We start from the raw sequence: 21,077 nt of genomic DNA, 5'->3' as shown, positions 1-21,077 counted from the left end.
ACAGCTCATTTTTTGGCGTGCCTCCCCCCGGGGCCATCTGGCAAACCTGACCCTTTATGAATATCCACGAGTATCAGGCCAAAGCCCTGTTTGAGAAATACGGCGTGCCGGTGCCCCAAGGCGCCGCCGCCAAGAGTGCCGCGGAATTCGACAGCGCCCTGGCTTCCCTCCCCGAGGGCCCGACCATGGTGAAGTCCCAGATCCACGCCGGCGGCCGCGGCAAAGGCACCTTCACCGATGGCTACAAGGGTGGCGTAAAATTCTGCCCCACCAAGGCCGAGGCCAAGGAAGTCGCCGGCAAGATGCTCGATAACACCCTCGTCACCATCCAAACCGGCCCCGCCGGTCGCAAGGTCCAGACCGTCTACTTCACCGTCGCGAGCGATATCAAGAAGGAGTATTACCTCTCCATCCTCCTCGACCGCGCCACCTCCCACCCGGTCATCATCGCCTCCACCGAGGGCGGCGTGGAGATCGAAAAGGTCGCCGAGGAAACCCCCGAGAAGATCACCAAGGTCTTCGTCGATCCCGCCTACGGTCTCGCCGATTTCCAGGTGCGCGAGATCATCTTCTCCCTCGGCCTCAACAAGACCGAGGCCAAGAACGCCGCCAAGCTCCTGCGCAACCTCTACAACTGTTTCTGGGAAACCGACGCGTCCATGATCGAGGTCAATCCCCTCATCACCACGCCCGACGACCAGGTCCTCGCGCTCGACGCCAAGGTCTCCTTCGACTCCAACGCCCTCTACCGCCACCCCGAGATCGTCGAGTTGCGCGACCTCAACGAAGAGGATCCCAAGGAAATCGAGGCCTCCAAATACGACCTCGCCTACATCGCGCTCGACGGAAACATCGCCTGCCTCGTCAACGGCGCCGGCCTCGCCATGTCCACCATGGACATCATCAAACACTTCGGCGGCAACCCGGCCAACTTCCTCGATGTCGGTGGTGGCGCCTCCAAGGAGAAGGTCGTCGCGGCCTTCAAGATCATCCTCGGCGACCCGAACGTGAAGGGCATCCTCGTCAACATCTTCGGCGGCATCATGGACTGCAACGTCATCGCCGAGGGCGTGGTTGAAGCCGTCAAGGAAGTTGGCCTCGAACTTCCGCTCGTCGTCCGCCTCGAAGGCAACAACGTCGCCGCCGGTAAAAAGACCCTCGACGCCTCCGGCCTCTCGCTCGTCTCCGGCGACTCGATGGCCGACGCCGCCCAGAAGATCGTCAACCTCGTCGCCTGATCGATCCCATGAGCATCGGAGCCAAAGAGGTCGCCTTCTCCTGCTACGCCGTCAGCGATTTCGATCGCGCCCTCGAATTCTATCAGAAGACGCTCGGCCTCAAACTCGCCTTCGCCATGCCGCCCTGCGACGGCCCGCGCTGGGCCGAGTTCGACGTCGGCGGCGCGGCGCTCTCCATCGGTAAGACCCCCGATTGGAAGCCGAGCCCGGACGGCTGCACGGTCGCGATTGAGGTCGAAGACTTCGACGCCGCCATCGCCTACCTCCGCGAGGCCCAGGTTCAGATCACCATGGAACCTCTCGACACCGGCGTCTGCCGCATGGCCGGCATCGCCGATCCTGACGGCAACCCGCTGCTCATCCACCAGCGCAAACCGCAACCCACCGAGTCCTGAAATTTTGCCCACGGACCACACGGAATACACTGATTCCTTCCCGCATCCTTTCCGTGTCTTCCGTGTGTTCCGTGGGCCCCACTTTTTAAAATGAGTATTCTGATCACCCCCGAAACCAAGATCATGGTCCAAGGCATCACCGGTGCCTTCGGCGGCAAACACGCCGGCCTGTCGCTCGACTACGGCACGCAACTCGTCGCCGGTGTCACCCCCGGCAAGGGCGGGCAGTTCTTCGAACACGGCGACGTCAAGGTCCCGATCTTCAACACCGTTGCCGAAGCCGCCAAAGCCACCGGCGCGACCGTCTCCGCCATCTTCGTGCCGCCGCCCTTTGCCGCCGATGCCATCCTTGAGTGCGTCGACGCCGGCATCGATCTCGCCGTCGCCATCACCGAAGGCATTCCAATCAAGGACATGGTCCGCGTGAAGCGCGCCATGCGCGGCAAACCCACCCGCCTCATCGGCCCCAACTGCCCGGGGCTCGTCACCCCCGGCACCGGCCCGGACTCCTCCGGCGGTTGCCGCATCGGCATCGCCCCCGGCTACATTCACAAGAAGGGCCACGTCGGCGTCGTTTCCCGCTCCGGCACCCTCACCTACGAGGCCGTTTTTCAGATCACCTCCAAGGGCCTCGGCCAGTCCACCTCCGTGGGCATCGGCGGCGACCCGGTCAACGGCACCAACCACCTCGACGTCATCAAACTCTTCAATGAGGACCCCGACACCAAGGGTATCATCCTCATCGGTGAAATCGGCGGCAACGCCGAGGTCGAGGCCGCCCGCTGGATCAAGGCCAACTGCCAGAAGCCTGTCGCCGGTTTCATCGCCGGGGCCACCGCGCCTCCCGGCCGTCGCATGGGCCACGCCGGCGCCATCGTCGGCGGCAAGGAAGACACCGCCGAAGCCAAGATCGCCGTCTTCAAGGAATGCGGCATCGAGGTCGCCGAGACCCCGTCCGACATGGCCGACGCCCTGCTCCGCAAAGCCGAGGCCCTCGGCGTCTCGTTGAGCTAAAGCCTCGCGCTCCTCCTCCTTCTCGAAAGCCGGTCCTCGGACCGGCTTTTTTGTGCCCCGACTCCACCGCTGGGTTTTACAGAAGGAAACTGAGGGCCTGCATCAGATCACCCGCTCCACGCTCGCACCGGCCGGCTCGGAACGAGGTCGTTCCCAGGGATTTCGAGGCAAGCGGGACTTCTGTGCCTTTCTGTGCAATCTGTGGTCCGAATTACCGTTCCGCCTGATTTCAGCTTTTCAGTTTTTCAGCCTTTCAGCGTTTTTAATATGGCCCGCAACGATCATTTCTCCGGCTTCGCCGCCACCTATGCCGCCCACCGGCCGACGTATCCGGAATCTCTCTACACCTGGCTGGCCGCGCAGACACCGGCCCGCCACCATGCCTGGGATTGCGCCACCGGCACCGGTCAGGCCGCACTCAGTTTGGCCCAACATTTCGCACGGGTCACCGCCACCGATGTCGGCGAAGGCATGATCGCGCACGCCGCCGCCCATCCTCGGGTTACCTACGCCGTCGCGCCGGCCGAAGAACCGCCCTCCGACCTCGCCGACGTTGATCTCATCACCGTGGCCCAAGCCCTGCACTGGTTCGACCGCGACGCCTTCTGGACCGCCTGCCACCGCGTGCTCAAACCTGGTGGCGTGCTCGCCTTCTGGGGTTACCTGTTGCCCGACATCTCTCACGAAGTGAACACCATCGTCGCGCTTTACCACGACATCACCGTAGGCCCCTACTGGCCACCGGATCGCGGTCCACTTTTAAACGGTTACACTGACGTCGTTCCCCCTGACATGGAACGACTCGCGCCTCCCGCCTTCGACATGGCAGTGGATTGGACCGTCGAAAACCTGATCGGCATGCTCGACTCCTGGTCCGCCACCCACCGCGCCCGCCAAGCCACCGGGGAAGATCCGCTCGCGCCCCTTGTCCCCGAACTCCGCGCCGCCTGGGGCACCGGCTCCCGCCGTGTCACCTGGCCCATCCCCTTCCACGCTTTTCGAAGGTAGGGTCGGACCGCTGGGCCCCAGAGACCAACTCCCAGCTCCCAGCCCCCCTAGAAGACCGCTTTGTTGACGAACGGCGAACTGGAGTTGTTCGCGGTGAAACCACTGCGTTCGGTGTCCTTCACCCGCGCAATCAGTCGCGCGTTCATCATGGTCGTGCCGCGGTCCCGCAAACCGTAACCCACCAACCACTCGGGCCCGATGAAACTCACGCCCGACAGCGTCGGCTCGTGAATCAGCTCCGCCTGTTTGCGGCGCACAAACGACACCGTGCGCACCCGCGCCGGTTCGCGGGCGAGGATCTCCTTGGTCGCCGCCGCAAAGGTGCGTCCGGTGTCACAAATGTTGTCCACCAACACCACATCACGACCGGTCACATTCACTTCCGGCCAATCGATCTTCACCGCTTCCTCCGGCTTGGCCGTCATGTCCTTGGCGTAACTCCACGCCCGACAAAAGGCTGGCTCGATCGAATAACCGATGCGCTGCACCAAATCGGAGAAAAAGAAGGCCCCGCCGCGCAACACACACATCATGAGGAGCATGCGACCATCCCGCTCCTGGCAGTCCCGAGCCCACTCTTCCACCTTCCCGGCAAGCTGATCCAATACCGTCTCAATGTCCTCGGCCGATTGCACCAGCTCCAAATGTTGCGGCAAGGCGACCAAAGATGAAGGGGACGACATAGGACTTTTGTAGCTTAAATTGGGCCGTCAGACTACGCGTCGTTTGGTTTTCGCGTTAAGAAATTTCATCCCCCCACACCCACTCTCCAATCATTTTCAAAACCGATGCAGGTAAACGGCAAACCCACCCGCACCATCTGGCCCGCCGCCGATGGACAATCCGTCGAAATCATCGATCAAACCCTCCTGCCCCATCGCTACGAAGTCGCCTCCCTGCGCACCCTGAACGACGCCACGCACGCGATATCGGCCATGCTCGTCCGTGGCGCTCCCCTCATCGGCGCCACCGCCGCCTACGGCATGTGGCTCGCCATGCTGGCCGACGCCAGCGACGCCCATCTCGCCCGCGCCTATGACACGCTCTTCGCCACCCGTCCCACCGCGGTCAACCTGCGCTGGGCCCTCGATCACGCCCGCGACGAACTGACCCCGCTCACGCCTGCTGCCCGCGCCGACGCGGCGGCCCGTCTCGCCGCCCACATCTGCGACGAGGACGTCGCGATCAATCACGCCATTGGCGAAGCCGGTCTGCCCCTCATCCGCGAGCTCGCCACCAACAAACCCGCCGGCCAGCCCGTCAACATCCTCACCCACTGCAATGCCGGCTGGCTCGCCACCGTCGATTGGGGCACGGCCACTTCCCCCATTTACCAAGCCCACGACGCCGGCATCCCGGTCCACGTGTGGGTCGACGAAACCCGCCCGCGCAACCAAGGCTTCAACCTCACCGCCTGGGAGCTGCTCAACCACGGCGTGCCCCACACCTGCATCGTCGACAACGCCGGCGGCCACCTCATGCAACATGGCCAGGTTGACCTCGTGATTGTCGGCACCGATCGCACCACCGCCACCGGCGACGTCTGCAACAAGATCGGCACCTACCTCAAGGCCCTCGCCGCCCACGACAACGGCGTGCCCTTCTACGTCGCGTTGCCCTCGCCCACCATCGACTGGACTGTGCGCGACGGCGTGCGCGAAATCCCCATCGAAGAGCGCGCCGCGACCGAGGTCACCCACGTCGCCGGATTCGCGGCCGACGGCAGCGTCGCCACGGTGCAGATCCCGCCCACCGGCAGCCCCGCCGCCAACCCCGCCTTCGACGTCACCCCTGCCCGACTCGTCACCGGCCTCCTCACCGAACGCGGCCTCTGCCCCGCCACGGCGGACGGCCTGAACGCGTTGTTCCCGGAATGCGCGACCCAGCGCACCGAACGCGCCCCCTGAGTCAGAGATTCGACCGCTCGAAGAGTCGATTTACCAGTCTGAGAACCGGCCGATCATCGAGGTAGCACACTGCCACGTAATTACTCTCCCAAGCGACGCTGGCGGTTTGGGCGCGCTGGCTCTCAAGCGCAACGCTGGCCGATGACCAAACCAACCCGTCCGGCCTGACATACTCGAAACGGTAAATCGGAGACTCTCGGAACAGGCGTTGCGTTAGACTGGACCCAGGAAGTTCGGTCACCCGCACCGAACCGATGCCCGGCGCGGGACAAGGCACCTCCGCAAGCACAATCCCACGCCCCAGATACAGCCAAACCGCAATTGGCACCACAACTAGCAGCAAGGCCAAGATACTTAGGACCGGTTCGGGACGTTTCATTTCGGGCCTCAGAACGGTCTGCATCCAATCCAGTTTTTTGGTCGTTTCAGAGACATTCGCACTGGCTTCACCCACGGCCACTCGGACTTCGCTTGATCGCAGGACCAAAGCGGGCCAGACGCCCCGCCGCGAGCCCAAAGCTGGCTTGCCCCCGATGGGTGTCTCCGCCTCGGTAGCAGGCGTGTCCGATACATCGCTTCGCCAACGGGTCATCGAGGTTTGTCTGCAGCTGGAAGCGCGCGGACTCAATCAGGGCACGTCGGGAAACGTGTCCGTGCGCGACGAATCCGGGACCGGGTTCTACCTCACGCCGTCATCAGTGCCTTACGACACGATGGTGCCGGCCGACCTCGTGCACGTCGATCTCGCCACCGGGGCGGTCACCGGCGCCCGCAAACCGTCCTCCGAACTCCCTTTCCACCTCGCCATCCTGCGCGCCCGTCCCGACGCCCAGGCCGTCGTGCACACCCACAGCCTGCACGCCACCGCCGTCGCCTGCCTACGGCGTGACCTGCCCGCCGTGCACTACCTCGTTGGGCTCTTTGGCGGCGCGCAGATTCGCTGTGCGCCGTATGCGACCTTCGGCACCGACGAACTCTCCGCCCACGTCGTCGCCGCGCTCGCCGATCGCCGCGCCGCGCTCATGGCCAACCATGGTCTGGTGGTGATTGGCCAAAACCTCGAACAAGCCCTCGCGCTCACCGCCGAAGCCGAGACCCTCGCCAAACTTTACCTGCAGACCCTGGCCGCCGGCACGCCCCACATCCTGCCCGATGACGAAATGGATCGCGTCATCGAGCGCTTCCGCGACTTCGGTTACGGCCCGGTGGAAAGGTAGCACGCGTTCGCCGAACGCGCCGCGGCCGGTGCACTTCTTCCGCCCCGAAACCAAGAGCTCCAAACGGGCCTCGACCAAATACCAGGCGGCGCGCAGCAACTCCACCGTTAGCCCGCAAAGCCCGCATCCCAGTTCAACTGCGCGACCTGTGGCGCAAAACACCCCTGCCGCGAAGCCATTCCCACACTGGGTTTAACCACAGATTTCACAGAAGACACGGAACCCGTCCAACGCAGGATTGAACCGCAGATTTCGCAAAGAAACGCGGATCCACTCCCCCGCAGCTCTGCCCCTCGGCATCTGTGTTTATCTGTGAAATCTGTGGTCAAAATTTCCCTGCCGCTCAGCCCCGCCCACGCAGGTTCTTAACCACTGATTTCACCGAACACACAGCCCCCGTCCAACGCAGGTTGAACCGCAGATTTCGAAGAGAGATGCAGATCCACTCCCCCGCAGCTCTGCCTCTCGGTATTTGTGGCCATCTGTGAAATCTGTGGTCAATCAAAGCTGCGTAACGAACACCACGGGCTCGCTTCCCGCCGACTCGATCAGCGTTCAACTTCCCCTCCATGCCCCTACCCCGCCTCACCGCGATGCTGCTGGCCAGCATCCTGCCTTTCACCGCGTTCGCTCACGACGACCATCAAACGGAACTCGCGAACCAAATGGCTGCGGCCGCGTCCACCTTCCTCGCTTCACTCAACGACGAAGATCGCGCCACCGCCACCTACCCGGCCGATGCCGCCGAGCGCACCAACTGGCACTTCGTCCCCATGGAGCGCGGCGGCCTCGTTTTCAAAGGCCTCAACGCCACCCAACGCGGCCACGCTCTGCGGCTCCTGCACACCGCCCTCAGTGACCAAGGCTCCCTCAAGGCAGTCTCCATCATGCAGCTCGAAACCGTGCTTCGCGCCCTCGAAAACGGCGCGGCGCACCGCGATCCCGACCTCTACTACGTCGCCATTTTTGGCACGCCCGGGGAACTCCCCTGGGGCTGGCGCTTCGAAGGGCACCACCTTTCGGTCAACCAGACCATCACCGCCGAGGGCATCTCCGGCACGCCGCTGTTCTTTGGCGCCAATCCCGCGGTCGTGCCCAGCGGTCCCAAGGCCGGCACCAGCATCCTGGCTGACGAGGAATCCACCGGCCGCGCCTTCTTGCTCTCCCTCGACGCCGACCAACGCCGCCTCGCCGTCGTGGCGAACCGCGCCGCCAACGAGATCGAAACCGCCCAGGAATCACGCGTGAATCCCATCTCCCCGCGCGGCCTGCCCTTCACCCGCATGACCGAAACCCAACAAAAGGCACTGCAGGACATCGTGCGGCTCTACCTCGACCGCCACGAAGACGAGATCGCCGCCGCCGCGCTCGCCCGCATTGAGCAGCACGGTCTCGACCACCTCACCTTTGCCTGGGCCGGTCCGGCCGAACCCGGCGAGGGCCACTACTATCGCATCCAGGGTCCGACCTTTGTCATCGAATACGGCAACACGCAAAACAACGCCAACCACCACCACACGGTCTTTCGCGACTTCGAAAAGGACTTCGGGCGCGATACCTTCGGCGAACATTACCGCGACCAGCACTGAAACGCCGTCCGGAGGTCGGCGTCCACCGTCAGTTCCCAGGGTGGGCGCGGACGTCCTCGACCGCGTTGCCGTCGCTCTGCCCAGTCACCCCGACCGCCCCGCCTTACGGAATCCGCAGCTCTTGGCCCGGGCGCAGGGCGTTGGCTTCGCTGAGCAATTCGCGGTTGGCTTCGTAAATATCCCGCCAGCGGGTCGGGGTGCCGTAGTAACGCAGGCTGATCCGCGACAACGAATCCCCTTCGACCACGACGTGCGTGCGTCCACTCAGCGCCGTCGCTGGCGTGGCCGTCGACACCGGCGCGCCACGCGAGGGAACCACCGCACCGCCCGCGCCCGGATTGAGCACCCGCGCGGCGGCGGCGATTTGATCGAGCGTGTTTTGCGCCTGCCGCAAACGTCCGGCCAACGCGGCATTCTCCCGCTGGGCCGTCGCGAGACGCGCTTCCTGGGTCTGCCGCTCGTTGGTCAGGGCCTCCTGCAGCCGCAGGTTGGCGGAACGCTGCGTGACAAGCTCTTGCTCGGCATCCCGCACCCGGGCCGTGAGCTCGGCCAACCGGTCGCTCTGCGCCTCCGCCTGCTCCGCCCGACCTTCCAAGCTGGCGATGCGGGCGCGCGCCTGCGCCAATTCCCTCGTGGCCGTTTCCAACTCGGCCGAACCTCCGGTCACACGTTGCTGCAGATCGGTGGTGTTCTCTTCCAATCGGGCGATTTCGCCGCGCAGGCGTTCACGCTCCTGCATCCACTCGGCCTCAGCGGTGGTGGCGCGTTCCAACGCATCGGCTTCGGCGGCGGCCACCTGACCGGCCAACGCGGTGTTTTCGCGCGACAAGGAATCATAGCTGCCGCGCAGACTCGCGAGCTCAGCCCGCAGGTCGTCCAGCTCCGTGGTCGTGGCGACCAGCGAATTCACCCGCGCTTCCAGCGCCTCACGCTCGGTCCGCGACTCGGCCAACTCCGCGGCCAGCGCCAAGGCGCGGCGATCAGCCTCGGCCTGTTGATTGAGCGCGGCGGCGACCTGCTGCTGAAGGTCGGCCTGAGAGGCGAGCAAGGTATCGTTGGCCGCGTTGAGCGACTCCACCTGAACGCGATAGGCCTGCGCGTCGGCCAATTGTTGAGTCAGGGTCTCGACCCGAGCGGCCAGCGCTTGTTGCTGCTGCTGCCAATCCGCCGGCGGGCGCGGCGCGGCCTTGGCCTCGGCCAGAGCGGTTTGCAGCGCCTGATTCTCCGCCCGCAACTCGGCGCCGGCATCAGCCAGTTCCGCCACCTCCCGCTCGAGATCGGCGAGGCGATCACGTGAGGTGCTTTCGTCGACTTCGCGGGTCGCGAGCAAGGATCGGTTGGCTTCGGAGAGCGACTGGGCCGTTTCCCGGGCCCGCTGCAGTTGCGTGGTAAGCGCGGCAAATTCCTTGGCCGAAGCCGCGCGTTCGACCGCGATCTGCTCCTCCACCTGTTGCACGCGGCCCTGCAAGGTCGCGATTTCCATCTCCATCGCCTGATTCATCCCCGCCTCCTCGGCGGCGGCGGCTTGAGCCGCCAGCGCGGCGGCCACGGCCTTCTCGGAGGCGGCCAGGTCGCCCTTGAGCCGCTCGTTTTCACCCGTGAGCTCCGCGACCGCGGCTTGGTTCTGGCCCAGGGCGTCTTCCATCGCCGCCAGTTCCTCCGCCAGATTCCGGGCCTGCGTGACCGCGCTGTCCCGCGCTGTCACCAACGATTGGACACGCTGGGCCTGATCGCCGAGATCGGCCTGCGCGGCGCGGGCGACCTCGAGCTGCTCCTGCAACCGGGCGTTGCGGGTGCTCAGCTCACGGTTGGCGTTTTCGGCCGCCACCTTGGCCGCGGCGACCGTATCAAGTTCGTTGAGACGCGTGCGGGCGATCTGCAGTTCATCCTGCAGGCCGGCGATGACCGACCGGGCCTCATCGAGCGACGTCTGCGTATCCGCCAGCTCGGCCGAACTGCCGGAGGCCGCCGCCAGTTGAGCCTCAAGGGCCGCGACACGATCGCGTGCACCGCGCAACTCGGCTTGGAGTTCGGCGGATGCCGCGGCACCGGCGGTCGCACTCGCCAACTGGGCGCTCAGGTCGGCCACCTGGGCTTCAAAGGTGTCGGCATCGCTTCGAGCCGTGGCGAGTTGCCGGGCCAGGCGATCGTTGTCGGCCTGCAATTCACCGTTCGCCGCGGCGGTCTCCCGCAACGCGACGATCTGGTTCTCAAGCTCACTCACCCGCTGCTGGCTCTGCGCCAATGAAGCGCGCGCGGCGCCGAGCTCTGCGGCACTCTGCCCCATTTCGGCCAAACGGGCAGAAAGCTGACCGGCTTCAGCTTCCCACCGGCGCGCCTCGTCACCCGTGGCACTTAAGCGTGCCTCCAGCGCGGCGATTTGGTCACGCAGGTCCTGGTTGGCACCATCGAGCGACTGCGCGGCGGAGGCCGCCTGCCGCAGCTCCGCCACCTGCGCTTCGAGGTCGCCAATGCGGGACCGTTCCTGACTCAACGCGATCCGGGCGCTGGCCAGCTCTTCGACGGATTCGCCCGCTTCGGCCAACTGCGCCCGCAGGGCCGTCAACGCACTTTCCTGGGATTCGGCATGGCGGGCCGACTGTGCCAAGCGCGACTCCAGTTCCGCCACGCGGTTCTGCAGGTCCGCGTTGGTGTCCGCGAGCGAGGAGGCATCGGTCGCCGCCGCGCGGGACTCGCGGAGCTGTTCCTCCAGTGCCGTGACGCGACGCAGGCTTTGCTGGTAGCTGGCCTGCAAGGTCTGCACCTCGCGCTCGGTATCCGCACGACCACTCAATTGTTCGTTGGCGGCGACCAAGTTGCTGCGGAGTCGCGCCGACTCCTCTTCCGCGGCGGCGAGCTGTTGCGCCAGGTCCTCGCGTTCTGCGGTCAACTGCGCGGCCGTCGCTGCGCTGGCCGTGGTGGCGGCCGCGAGTTCCTGCGCCAACGCATCACGTTCAGTCGCGAGACTCGCTCGTTCGGCGGTGATCGCCGCGAGTTCCGAGCGCGTTTGAGCCAGTTCGGTGGCGAGCTGCTGCCGAGCGGTTTCGGCGGCGGCGGCGTTCTCACCCATTGCTGCGGTCTGCTCCAACTCCGTCTCCAGTTGGGCGATACGGCTGCTCAATTCAGCGGTGGTGCGATTGGCCGCGCGCTGGGTTTCGACCGTTTCGGTGCGCGCCTCGGCCAACTCCACGCGCAGGTTGGCGATCGTGGTGTCCTGCCCGTCGGCCAACGCCAACGCGGACTGCAAGCGATCAATCGTCGCGGCGTCGGACTCCCGTCCGGCCCGCAGTTCGGTCAGGGCCCGCTCACGTTGCGCCACGGCGTCCTGCAGTTCCTCGATGGTCGCCTCACTCTCGCGCAGGCTTTCGAGCTGCACCGCGGCCACCGTCTGGTAATTCGCTTCGGCCGTGTCGGCGTCCCGTTTGAGTTGCTCCAACTCGGCCCGCGTCGACTGCAACTCGCGGTCGTGCTGGCCCGCGAGATCGCGCCACAAGGCCAGTTCACCGGTGAGCCGCGCCGCTTCATCGGCGGCATCGGCCGAGGTCGCGAGTCGTTCCTGAGCCGCCTGCAATTCGGCGGCACGTTCCGCCTCAGCCGCTCGAAGCGCGGAAAGTTGCGTGCGGCTTTGGGCCAAGTCCGCCTCGAGTGCAGCGAGTTGCTGGGTTGAGTCGGCATCGCGCGCTTGGGCCGCGGTCAGCGCCGCTTCCAGCTCCTGGACTTGGTCACGCAGACTGGCGAGCGCGCTGTTGGCATCGGCGGAGGCGGTGAGTTGCTCACGCAAGGTCTCCACCTGGGCGGTGGCCGCCTGGGCCGCGTCGCGGGCCGCGGCCAGCTCGAGGGCGAGCGCGTCGCGCGCGGCGGCGGCACCCTGCAGATCGGTGGATAGCGCGTTGACCCGGGCGTTGGCCTCAGCGAGGTCGGAGGCCCAGATGGCCTCGTCGGTCAGGCGAGCGTTGAGCCGGGCGATTTCCTCCGCCTGCGCGGCGAGCTGGCTGGACTGCTGCTCGCCGGCGGCCTGAGCGGCTTCGAGCTGTTGATTCAGGGTATCGATCCGATCCTGCATCGCCCGCGATTGCGCGGTGGAGTCTGTGCTCGCCAACTCGGCCTGGGCGCGCTCGGCCAGCGCCGCTTGCAGCTCCTGCTGCAAGCTTGTCACCCGTTCATTGGCTTCCTCCAAATCCGACGCCCAAATCGCTTCTGCCGCCACGCGCGCGTTGAGCTCGGCGATGGTCGTTTCCTGCGCGGCCAAGCGGTTGCGCAGTTCGGTGACCTCGGCCACCTGTTGGCCAAGTTCCGTGGAGAGATCGGGTCGGTCCGCGATCGTCTCGAGCTGGCGACGGGCGGCCTCGAGGTCCTGAGTCAGGGTCGCGAGCTCGGCTTGTCCAGCTTCGCGCTGTTGCCGGACCTCGGCCAGCTCAGCGGCCAGACGCTCGGCGCGTTGCGTGCTGGCGGCCTCGGCCGCGCGCACTTGCTCCAGGTTCGCGGCGAGGGTGGCCGCGTCCTGTTGCCCGGCTTGTGCGTTGGCCAGCGCGTCACGCAGGCGCGCGAGTTCCGTGCCGGCCGCCGCGAGTTCCTGCGCGGTTTGCTCGCCGGCGACGCGCAGGGTCGCGATCTCCTCGTCGCGAGCCCGCAGCGCATCGGCCAGTTCGGTCGAGACCGCGCTCTGGTCGCGCACCGCCGCCAACTCCATATCAGCAGTCTGGATACGCGCGGCGAGCGCCTGGTTTTCCGCCGTGAGCGCGTCGATGCGGGTGTGCAGTTCGTCGAGGGTGCCGAGGGCCGTTTCGAGCGACTCAACCCGCTCGCGGGCCTGACCGAGGTCGGCTTCGAGGGAAACCACCTGTTCGCGCGCCGCGGCGAGGTCGCGCGCCGTCTGTTCGTCGGAGGCCGCGGCCGGCGCGTTGCTGAGGCGTCGCTCGGCCTGGCGCAGGCGGCGGCCCATGGCGCTCAGTTCGAGCGTGGCGCGTTTGACCTCGGCGTTGAGATCGCGGTTCTCTTCGGCCGCGGTGAGCAACATGGCGGCGGCCTGGTTGATCGCCTGCCGCGCCGCGTCATCATCGGTCGGGGCAACAGCCTGCAGACGCTCGGCCACGGCGCTGATGTGGGTGAAGGTCGCATCCTCCCGCTTGGCCGCGGTCACCGTTTGCACGCTGCGGGCTTCGAGTTCGTTCTTCTGCTGGGAGAGGGTCTGGTTGGCCGAAACCAGACCGGCGTTTTCGCGCCGCAGTCGTTCCACCTCGGTGCGCAGATCGATGAGCTGGGATTGCAGGACCGCATCGGGCGCGCCCGTCGGCGTCGATACGGGAGGCATCGCGGTGGACGGCGTGGGACGAGCCGGCGTCGCGGCCACCGCGGTGGCCGCGGTCGCAGCCGGGGCTTCCGGCAAACCAAGGGACGCGCGCAGCGAGGAGAGTTTGATGTCGGCTTCGGCCTTTTGCACGCGATCGAGCCGCCGCAGGACCATGTCGCGGGCGCGGGCGTCGGCCCCGTTTTCCGCGGCGAGCACCAGCCACGGGTAGGCTTCGATGAAACTCTGGGTGAGTCCGCCACGCCCCTCGGCATACATGATACCCAGGTTGTTTTGAGCGGGACCATAATTCTGCTCGGCCGCAATGCGGTAGAGCCGGGCCGCCTCGGCATCATCCCGAGGAAGTCCCCGCCCTTCTTCATGGAGCAGCGCGAGGTTGTAGGAGGCGCGAGGGAAGCCTTGCTCGGCAGCAAGACGATACCATTCGGCGGCGGTCTCGGGGTCGGCGCTCACGCCACGGCCGGTGTCGTAAAGCAGGCCGAGATTAAACTGGGCGTCGGGGATGCCGGCGTCGGCCGCCTGGCGAAACCAAAGCACGGCCTCGATGGGGTTGGCTTCCACGCCGATGCCGCGGGAATACATGTTGCCCACGTTGAACTGCGCGGCAGGGAACCCTAGTTCGGCCGAGCGGCGGTAATATTCAAATGCCTTGGCCAGGTCCTGCGGGACCCCGCGACCAAGCTCGTGCAGAAGACCAAGGTTGAAGGCGGCGGGGGCATAGCCACCGGCGGATGCCCGCGAATAGGCCTCGATGGCGGCGGTGGTGCTTTGCTCGACCCCTTCGCCATTCATGTAGGCGTTACCGAGGGCGTTGAGCGCCGCGACATCGCCGGCTTCGGCCTGTTGTTGCAGGGTCGTGATATCGACCTGCGCCGACAGGGATCCAGCCACCCACAGCAAGGACGCCATCCACAGCAGACGCGAAGTGGAGCGTCGGGGGCGCGATCGAGGGTGGGTTACAGAGGTCCCGCGGGGGTCAAACACACGCCCCCTTGTGGGGAAAATACCCTGCGGGGCAAGGCACGGATGTTTGGGTCTGTCTCAATCCTGAATGCGACACGGCAACAGGGCCGCATCCTGCATGCCGTGGATGATCTTCTTATCCGGAGGGCAAAAGGTGGCGAGCGCACCACTGAGCTGCACGGCGTCGTTTTCGACGAAATAGTAGGGACAGAGCCGCAGGCGGCCTTGGCGGGCCACGGCCTCTTCGGACGGTGCCCCGCTTGGGGCCGACGGATACAAGCGATGCGTCAGGCGGCGGGGTTTGCGGTATTCCTGCAGCACGTGAAGGTTTTTCGGGGCATCACCGATCGCGATGTCGATGCCGGCCTGCCACTCCTCGCGCGAGCAGTCGGCGCCATAGATCACGCTGCGGGCGCCCCAAGCGGATTCGTGATAACCGGAGATTTTGAGGATGAGGTCGCGCTCTTTCTGCGAAGCCTCGGCGAGCTGCCCCCAGTGAGCCAAGGGACGACCACCGGCGGTCGGTCCATCAAGCACCGCGCCCGGCGGCAGGGGTGCCGGATCGACAATCCAGGAGCGCGGGAAGAGCTTGCGCAGCAGTTTGAAGGAGCGCCCCGGCAAGGCCTCGCGCCAATAGTCGCCGAGCAGGTGATGGTGAAACAGCGCGGCGGCGAGCTTCTCCTCCTGAAACGGCCGCATGGGCGGCGCGATGACGATTTCCCCCGCTTCCCAAGCCTCGAAGAGGTAAGGCGCGGTGGAGATGTTATCGAGGTCATGGAGCTCGAAGAAGCGGTAAACGACGTCGATCTTCTCGGGATTGCCATCGACGTCGAAACAGATCGCAGTGCCGAGCGGGAAGAGGTCGTCGGGATCGAGGCAGAAGACGCGCAGGCCCCGCCGTTGCAATTGCTCCGCCAGCCACTGCATCTCCGGGCGGTAGGTGGCTGACTCGTCACTGACGACGAGCGCGATGAGCGGATTGCCGACCGTCGGCGCGAGTTTCGCGAGCGACTGGTAAAAGCGATGAATCATGGCGTCGCCCTCCCCCACGATCTCGCCCTGTTCGGCGTAAAGCCGATTCAGAAAGGCGGTGAGGCCGATGCCGCCCGGAACCGAATCGAGCTCGGTCATCACGAAGCCATCGTCGGTGAGCAACAAGTCGGGCCGCAGCACGGTGGGCAGGGCGCCGCGCTGGCGCTTGTCGCGAGCGTGGGCGACGAGCGCGGCGGGTTTGCCGCGATCGAGGTATTCGGCGACCCACGGCGCGCGCAGCGGTTTGTTGCGCAGGAGGTTCTTATCGGCGGCGGAGCGCAGATAGAGGTTTTCCAGCGCCTGATGAAAATGCAGGCAGGCTTCACCGATGCGCTGCAACTCGTCCACCTGCGCCGACGTCAGTGGCCACGCCTCGGGCGACAGCTGCCAGGTCTTGGCCTCGAAGAGCGAGGTGTTGGCAAAGGCTTGGTCGAGTTGGGCGCGCGGGAGATCGGACATGCGAGACCCACAGGCTAATGGCTTATGCGTGAAGGCAACCTTGGGATAGGTCTTTTGGCGCATCTGTTTCGGGCCACCGGTTTGACAGCAAGGTGGTGATGCCTTTCCGAAAGAGACCGCGTCCCCGCCCTTCGCCGCCGCCGCGCGAAGCGGTCGCATCACCCGATTTCCTCCTATTCCGACACCGCCTCCTCATGGATCAAACCACCGCGAAACAGCTGCTCGGCTTGGCCGACGACTTCGCCCAGGAGGAACTCAACGATAGGTTTAACCGCGAAAAGCAGCGGCTCACCAAGCTCCAAGAGGCCGCCGCCACCTCCGGAGCCAAACAGGACGTCGCCACCGCACTGTCCCGACTCGAGTCTGCCTACGACGTGCTCTGGCGCACCTTGCTCGGCGACAGCCCCACTCGTCCTGCCACCCCGCCGCCCCCAAGCGACGACGCTCCCGGTCCGAAGCCGACCGCAAAATCTAAAAAGCGCCGCGTTGTCCTGGTGATCGCGGCCGGATTCATCCTGCTCCCGCCGCTGGCGACCTGGTGGCTCATCCACTCTGAAACCAAACTGGGATGGCAGGTCCGGGATCAACTCGAACGCCGCGGCGTGCCCATGCCGCTGGAAGAGCGCGACATCGTTTACGGCGACCGCATCCTGGCCCAAGCCGAGGAAAACCTGGCCGAGCTGCAAAACGACCTCATCCGCGCCGGATCGTGGACGGGCTTCGTCTTGCAGGATGACCGCTGGGCGGACGCTTCCGCGAACAGCCTCGCCTTCATCGAGTTTCTGGAGCCCTACAAAACGCCCAAACTCGCAGCGGCCATCGCCGACCTTCAGGCCTTCGCGGCGCAATGTGAGGCCGCGCGGGAGGCTTGGGACGACGCAAAAAACACCCGCAGCCTCGCGCTCATCAAGCCGCTGCAAGTCGGCGTCGGCAACATTCGCCGCAGCCTGGAACTCGATGCCCAACAGGCGAAGGATGAGGAGATCCCGCTGGAAGCCTTGCAGGCCTTCGTGGCGGACCACCACCCGATCGACAGCCGCACGTGGATCAAACTGTCGTGGTATTGTCCCCCCGCGCCCGAGGGTCCGGCCTATATCGGTGACACCACCCGCCTCGAAACCGCCATTCTCGCCGAAGCCGAAGACCTGCTCTTCCTCGGCCATCCGCGCGTCCTTTCGCTACTGGAAGCGCGCGTGCAGAGCCTGGCCAACCGCCCCCACCCAGGACTCGCCCAACCACAGCGCTTCGCCCGCCTGCAAGAGGACGTGAAAAACTTCAGCGCCAGTCTGGAGCAGAATGCCTCGCTGCAAGCGTCGGCCCTGACCTCGTGGCTGCGAGAAACCCAGCAAACGGCACAGGAGCAGTATCCGCCCGCGATGCAGTCCTTTTGGGGCGATTTTGTGATTGTCGGCGAAGTCGGTCGCCAGAGCCTGCGCGACCGCGACTCCGGAGAAAACGTGCTCGTCGACCAAGCCGCGATTTTCGGCGTGCAGCCACCGATCGTGCTGGGCCGCGGCGAGCCCCTCGGCCCCTTCAAGCTCTGGAACCTGCGCGGTGAGGAGTTGGCCACCTTCACCGGCCCGGTCAGCCTCGTGACCGGCCGCGACACCGACAACCACTTCGTGTTCGGCGACCCGGCGCGCCGCGACCGGCGCTACCTCTACGTGCCCGACAAGGGGCTCCTCGTCCGTCTGGCCCCACGTGGCGACGCGAAGGTTGACGACCCCATTCACGTGCTCGTCATCGACGGCCACGGCAACGTGCTGCAACAAAGCGAAGGCTACTGGAGATTCTGATGCGCTTCCTTTCGATCGTTCTCACCCTTCTCGTCCTTGCGACCGGCCTGCGGCCAGCCGCTGCGGCCGACCCGATCAAGGCCGGCGAGGAGTTTGCCTTCAGCTACGGTTTCGCCGTCGCATGGTCGGATGCCCGGCAGCGTGCCGTGTTGTCCGAGGTCTTCGCCCTACCGGTCAAAGCGGGCGACGATCCCTACGCCGCGGGCGAGCGTCACCGCCGCCTCCAACAGGCCTGGGGCGATCAACTCGCCGACAAACGATGGACCCAGTCGGAGATCGTCGGTTGGTTCGACTCGCGTGCCGCCGCTGAAAAGCAACGCGCGCAACGTCTCGGCTTCCTGCGCGAACGTCTGCGCTACGCGGTGGAGGAACGCTACGCCGGCCTCGCCAGCAACGTGCCACCCGCGGCCGGCGAAGCGCCGCCGACCTTTCGCCATACCATCGATTTCAGCCTTACCCAGGACGGCCTCCACATCTCCGGTCAACTCACCTGCCGCGCCCAGTTCGTGTTCTTCGGCTACCCGTATCTGAAGGCCGAATACGGTCCCGTCGTCATTGAAGACGTATATTGGCAGGACTTCAGCAGAGACCGGCTCAGCCGCGACGAGATTCGCGAGGCGATCCCGTTGCCGGTCGTGATCGAGTCGGGCGGTCAGCACCTCGAAGTGACGTTCAACGTCGTGACGCCGGCTCCCAGCATCCTGAACGACGTGGAGCGGGAGATGGGCCTGGTCACCGATCCGGTGGCGCAATGGACCGACCGGCGCGCGTTCACTTTCCCGGTCGAACGGCTTACTCCGGTCACGGACAGCTACGACAACGAGGCGGTCGATGCTTTCTTCCGCGAACTCGAGCTGGCCAACGTGCACGACAGCGCGGTGTGGGAGGCCTCGTGGTTGAACAAGATCGTGCCCTTCGAACTGGAGCACATCTCGGAAAACATTGTCCGCGACCTCGTCGCCCGGATGGACGCCTACGCAAAGCAGGGGCAACAGCCATGAAACCGCTGCGTTTCCTCCTCCTGGGTCTCCAACTGAGCGCGGCGCTGCACGCCGAGGAATACCATGGCTTCGCTCTGGCCCGTTCGGAACAGCCCAAAGCGGTCTATCTGTCCGCGGTGCAAGCCGCGGACTTCGCCCGTGGGGCAACTCTCTTCGAGGGCCTCAGTCCGGTTGACCGGCTCACGGCATCGCTGCGCCAACTCATCGCCCTCAAGGTTGAATCGCCTGACACGCTCCATTTCGAGGCGGTCGGCTGGTATGCCAATCCAGAGCAAGCCAAGGCCGAGCGGGAAGCTCGAATCGATTACCTGCAACGACTGGGCTATGAGGTCACGCCCCTCAGTGCCCACCGCAAGGTGGTGATCATGAAACCGGTGACCGGAATGATTTATGACCATCAGGGTTACGGCCTGATCGACGAGGCTAGTGGTGAAATCATCGCGCCGGAGTATCACCGCGTCGAACGCGGTCGCGGCATCTTTTGGGTGACCTACAACGGGACCAACGAGGAAGGCGGCTACGGTTCCTATCTCTGGAATCGGAACGGCGACTTGGTGGAGAAGCTGCCGGAAGGCCACGCCGTGGTCTTCTACCTTTCGTTCCCCGATGAACCAGACCAGCCACACGTGGCCGGCGCCCATACCCGACCGGAAACAGTCGGGCGCGGCAGTCGCCAGCGCCTAACGGTCCCTCCTGGAGGTTGTGTTCTCTTCCTCCGCGGCCCCGGGGAATATGACGACCGGAGAAATCGTCGCCTGCACCGTGGCTCCTACCGCGTCTACGACAATGAAGCGAACCTGGTCGCTTCCGGCGACAACTACTACTACCCGCACATCGGCGTGGGATACCGCCACGAGCCTCGCGTCGCCGAATGACCTGCTGAGGCGGCCGCACGCGAGGTGAGGCCCTACCGCAAAGGTTTCGGGATGAGCCGGCGCCGCTCGCGCGGCATCGGCCTTACTCGTCGTCGACGTTGATGTCCTTGTTGCGGTGGCGGGGGCAGCCGGCGCGGAGCCAGCCGCTGATGAAGGCATCAAGCTCGCCGTCGAGCACGCCCTGGGTGTCGGCCGTGGAGACGCCGGTGCGCAGGTCCTTCACCATCTGGTAGGGTTGCAGCACGTAGGATCGAATCTGCGCGCCCCACCCGATTTCGCCTTTTTCGCCGTAGAACTTCTCCATCTCCGAGCGCTGCTCATCGAGGCGACGTTCGTAGAGGCGGGCTTTCAGCACGCTCATCGCGCTGGCCTTGTTCTTGATCTGCGAACGTTCGTTCTGACAGGTCACCACGAGGCCGGTCGGCAAGTGGGTGATGCGCACGGCGGAGTCGGTCGTGTTGACGCCCTGACCACCTTTGCCGGAGGAGCGATAGACATCGACGCGAATGTCGTCATCCGGGATATCGACCTTCACGTCATCGTTGATCTCAGCCACGACGTCGACCGCACAAAACGAGGTGTGACGGCGTTGGTTCGAGTCGAAGGGACTGATGCGCACGAGGCGATGCACGCCGCGCTCGGCCTTGGCGTAGCCGTAGGCGTTCTCGCCCTTGATGAGGATGGTGGCCTTGGAAATGCCCGCCTGTTCGCCTTCCTGGACGTCCTGCACCTCAACCTTGAAACCGCGGCGTTCGGCCCAACGGGAATACATGCGGAAAAGCATGTCCGCCCAGTCGTTGGACTCGGTGCCACCGGCGCCGGCCTGAATGGAAAAAATGGCGTTGTTGGCGTCGAAACGACCGGTGAGGAAGGCACCGATCTCGATCTCGTCGATCTGTTCGAGCATCGCGGTCACGGTCGATTCCAACTCGCCCTCATACTCGGCCTTCTCCTCGGCGGAACCGGCTTCGATGAGTTCGAGCATCACATCGATGTCTTCGATCTTCTTGCGAAAATCGACCACCGGGAGGACGGCCTTCTTCAGGCCGTTGACCTTGGCGATGTGGCGCTGGGCCTTGTCGTTGTTATCCCAAAAATCGGGCGCGCCCATTTGGGCGTCGAGGGCTTCTATTTCGCGGAGTTTTTGTTCCCCGTCAAAGAAACCTCCATAACTGCCCGGCACGTTTTTTGATGAGCTCTATGTGGTCGTAAGTTTCAGGTGCGATCATGGTCGGCAACAGAGTGAACGACCATCGCCGCAAAGAGCGCGCGTCG

At 65.2% G+C, this 21,077-nt stretch carries 14 protein-coding genes; 10 read left to right on the top strand and 4 right to left on the bottom strand.

All coding sequences use genetic code 11. From position 1 onward, the window contains the following. The first annotated feature begins 56 nt into the window (after positions 1-56). The 4 genes from sucC to AC0MRV_RS13050 all read left to right on the top strand — a co-directional run bounded on the left by sucC (position 57) and on the right by AC0MRV_RS13050 (position 3,655). The gene (gene sucC / locus AC0MRV_RS13065) at positions 57-1,238 is read left to right on the top strand and encodes an ADP-forming succinate--CoA ligase subunit beta (protein ID WP_472764923.1); all 1,182 of its coding nucleotides are present in this window, start codon (positions 57-59) and stop codon (positions 1,236-1,238) included. 8 nt (positions 1,239-1,246) lie between these two features. Next, positions 1,247-1,633, top strand: coding sequence for a VOC family protein (locus AC0MRV_RS13060; protein WP_472764922.1), 387 nt, complete (start codon positions 1,247-1,249; stop codon positions 1,631-1,633). Positions 1,634-1,723: 90 nt separating this feature from the next. Next, positions 1,724-2,647 (top strand): succinate--CoA ligase subunit alpha, encoded by a 924-nt coding sequence (gene sucD, locus AC0MRV_RS13055; protein WP_472764921.1) that lies wholly within the window; start codon positions 1,724-1,726, stop codon positions 2,645-2,647. Between the two features lie 267 nt (positions 2,648-2,914). Beyond that, positions 2,915-3,655: a class I SAM-dependent methyltransferase gene (locus tag AC0MRV_RS13050; protein ID WP_472764920.1), complete on the top strand. Its 741-nt coding sequence runs from the start codon at positions 2,915-2,917 to the stop codon at positions 3,653-3,655. Between the two features lie 47 nt (positions 3,656-3,702). Here the strand turns inward: AC0MRV_RS13050 and AC0MRV_RS13045 are convergent, their stop codons facing one another. Continuing rightward, entirely contained in the window at positions 3,703-4,338 is a 636-nt protein-coding gene (locus AC0MRV_RS13045; protein WP_472764919.1) for a phosphoribosyltransferase, read from the bottom strand. 105 nt (positions 4,339-4,443) lie between these two features. On the opposite strand from AC0MRV_RS13045, the gene mtnA reads away from it, so the two are divergent. The 3 genes from mtnA to AC0MRV_RS13030 all read left to right on the top strand — a co-directional run bounded on the left by mtnA (position 4,444) and on the right by AC0MRV_RS13030 (position 8,368). Then, positions 4,444-5,562 carry an S-methyl-5-thioribose-1-phosphate isomerase gene (mtnA, locus tag AC0MRV_RS13040; RefSeq protein WP_472764918.1) on the top strand — a complete coding sequence of 373 codons (1,119 nt, stop codon included), beginning with the start codon at positions 4,444-4,446 and terminating at the stop codon, positions 5,560-5,562. A 560-nt stretch (positions 5,563-6,122) separates the two neighbouring features. Next, a complete protein-coding gene (locus tag AC0MRV_RS13035; RefSeq protein ID WP_472764917.1) occupies positions 6,123-6,779 on the top strand; it encodes a class II aldolase/adducin family protein in 657 nt (218 codons plus the stop codon). A gap of 569 nt (positions 6,780-7,348) precedes the next feature. After that, positions 7,349-8,368, top strand: coding sequence for a DUF3500 domain-containing protein (locus tag AC0MRV_RS13030; protein ID WP_472764916.1), 1,020 nt, complete (start codon positions 7,349-7,351; stop codon positions 8,366-8,368). A 103-nt stretch (positions 8,369-8,471) separates the two neighbouring features. On the opposite strand, the gene AC0MRV_RS13025 is transcribed toward AC0MRV_RS13030, so the two are convergent. After that, positions 8,472-14,585, bottom strand: a complete 6,114-nt coding sequence (locus AC0MRV_RS13025; RefSeq protein WP_472764915.1) for a LysM peptidoglycan-binding domain-containing protein — start codon at positions 14,583-14,585, stop codon at positions 8,472-8,474. Between the two features lie 132 nt (positions 14,586-14,717). Further along, positions 14,718-16,130, bottom strand: coding sequence for a hypothetical protein (locus AC0MRV_RS13020; RefSeq protein WP_472764914.1), 1,413 nt, complete (start codon positions 16,128-16,130; stop codon positions 14,718-14,720). A gap of 194 nt (positions 16,131-16,324) precedes the next feature. On the opposite strand from AC0MRV_RS13020, the gene AC0MRV_RS13015 reads away from it, so the two are divergent. The 3 genes from AC0MRV_RS13015 to AC0MRV_RS13005 are packed head-to-tail and all read left to right on the top strand — an operon-like array spanning position 16,325 to position 19,802. After that, the gene (locus AC0MRV_RS13015; RefSeq protein ID WP_472764913.1) at positions 16,325-17,926 is read left to right on the top strand and encodes a hypothetical protein; all 1,602 of its coding nucleotides are present in this window, start codon (positions 16,325-16,327) and stop codon (positions 17,924-17,926) included. Further along, on the top strand, positions 17,926-18,927 hold the full coding sequence (locus AC0MRV_RS13010) for a hypothetical protein (protein ID WP_472764912.1): 1,002 nt from the start codon (positions 17,926-17,928) through the stop codon (positions 18,925-18,927). Before AC0MRV_RS13015 ends, AC0MRV_RS13010 begins: the two co-directional genes overlap by 1 nt. Further along, positions 18,924-19,802 (top strand): hypothetical protein, encoded by an 879-nt coding sequence (locus AC0MRV_RS13005; RefSeq protein WP_472764911.1) that lies wholly within the window; start codon positions 18,924-18,926, stop codon positions 19,800-19,802. Before AC0MRV_RS13010 ends, AC0MRV_RS13005 begins: the two co-directional genes overlap by 4 nt. Before the next feature lie 82 nt (positions 19,803-19,884). On the opposite strand, the gene prfB is transcribed toward AC0MRV_RS13005, so the two are convergent. After that, positions 19,885-21,031, bottom strand: a protein-coding gene (prfB, locus tag AC0MRV_RS13000) for a peptide chain release factor 2 (RefSeq protein ID WP_472764910.1) whose coding sequence is annotated in 2 segments (ribosomal slippage) — positions 19,885-20,958 and positions 20,960-21,031 — 1,146 coding nt in all. Because the reading frame shifts where the segments join, the coding sequence is not laid out codon by codon here. Positions 21,032-21,077: the final 46 nt, after the last annotated feature.

The organism is Actomonas spartinae (genome assembly GCF_051209155.1).
GTDB lineage: Bacteria > Verrucomicrobiota > Verrucomicrobiia > Opitutales > Opitutaceae > Actomonas.
Note: the sequence above shows the minus strand (reverse complement) of the source record. Positions and strands in the feature narration are given on the sequence as shown.

Coding starts and splice junctions, on each gene's coding strand:
- sucC (WP_472764923.1), top strand. CDS start 57: ATGAATATCCACGAGTATCAGGCCAAAGCCCTGTTTGAGAAATACGGC.
- AC0MRV_RS13060 (WP_472764922.1), top strand. CDS start 1,247: ATGAGCATCGGAGCCAAAGAGGTCGCCTTCTCCTGCTACGCCGTCAGC.
- sucD (WP_472764921.1), top strand. CDS start 1,724: ATGAGTATTCTGATCACCCCCGAAACCAAGATCATGGTCCAAGGCATC.
- AC0MRV_RS13050 (WP_472764920.1), top strand. CDS start 2,915: ATGGCCCGCAACGATCATTTCTCCGGCTTCGCCGCCACCTATGCCGCC.
- AC0MRV_RS13045 (WP_472764919.1), bottom strand. CDS start 4,338: ATGTCGTCCCCTTCATCTTTGGTCGCCTTGCCGCAACATTTGGAGCTG.
- mtnA (WP_472764918.1), top strand. CDS start 4,444: ATGCAGGTAAACGGCAAACCCACCCGCACCATCTGGCCCGCCGCCGAT.
- AC0MRV_RS13030 (WP_472764916.1), top strand. CDS start 7,349: ATGCCCCTACCCCGCCTCACCGCGATGCTGCTGGCCAGCATCCTGCCT.
- AC0MRV_RS13025 (WP_472764915.1), bottom strand. CDS start 14,585: ATGGCGTCCTTGCTGTGGGTGGCTGGATCCCTGTCGGCGCAGGTCGAT.
- AC0MRV_RS13020 (WP_472764914.1), bottom strand. CDS start 16,130: ATGTCCGATCTCCCGCGCGCCCAACTCGACCAAGCCTTTGCCAACACC.
- AC0MRV_RS13015 (WP_472764913.1), top strand. CDS start 16,325: ATGGATCAAACCACCGCGAAACAGCTGCTCGGCTTGGCCGACGACTTC.
- AC0MRV_RS13010 (WP_472764912.1), top strand. CDS start 17,926: ATGCGCTTCCTTTCGATCGTTCTCACCCTTCTCGTCCTTGCGACCGGC.
- AC0MRV_RS13005 (WP_472764911.1), top strand. CDS start 18,924: ATGAAACCGCTGCGTTTCCTCCTCCTGGGTCTCCAACTGAGCGCGGCG.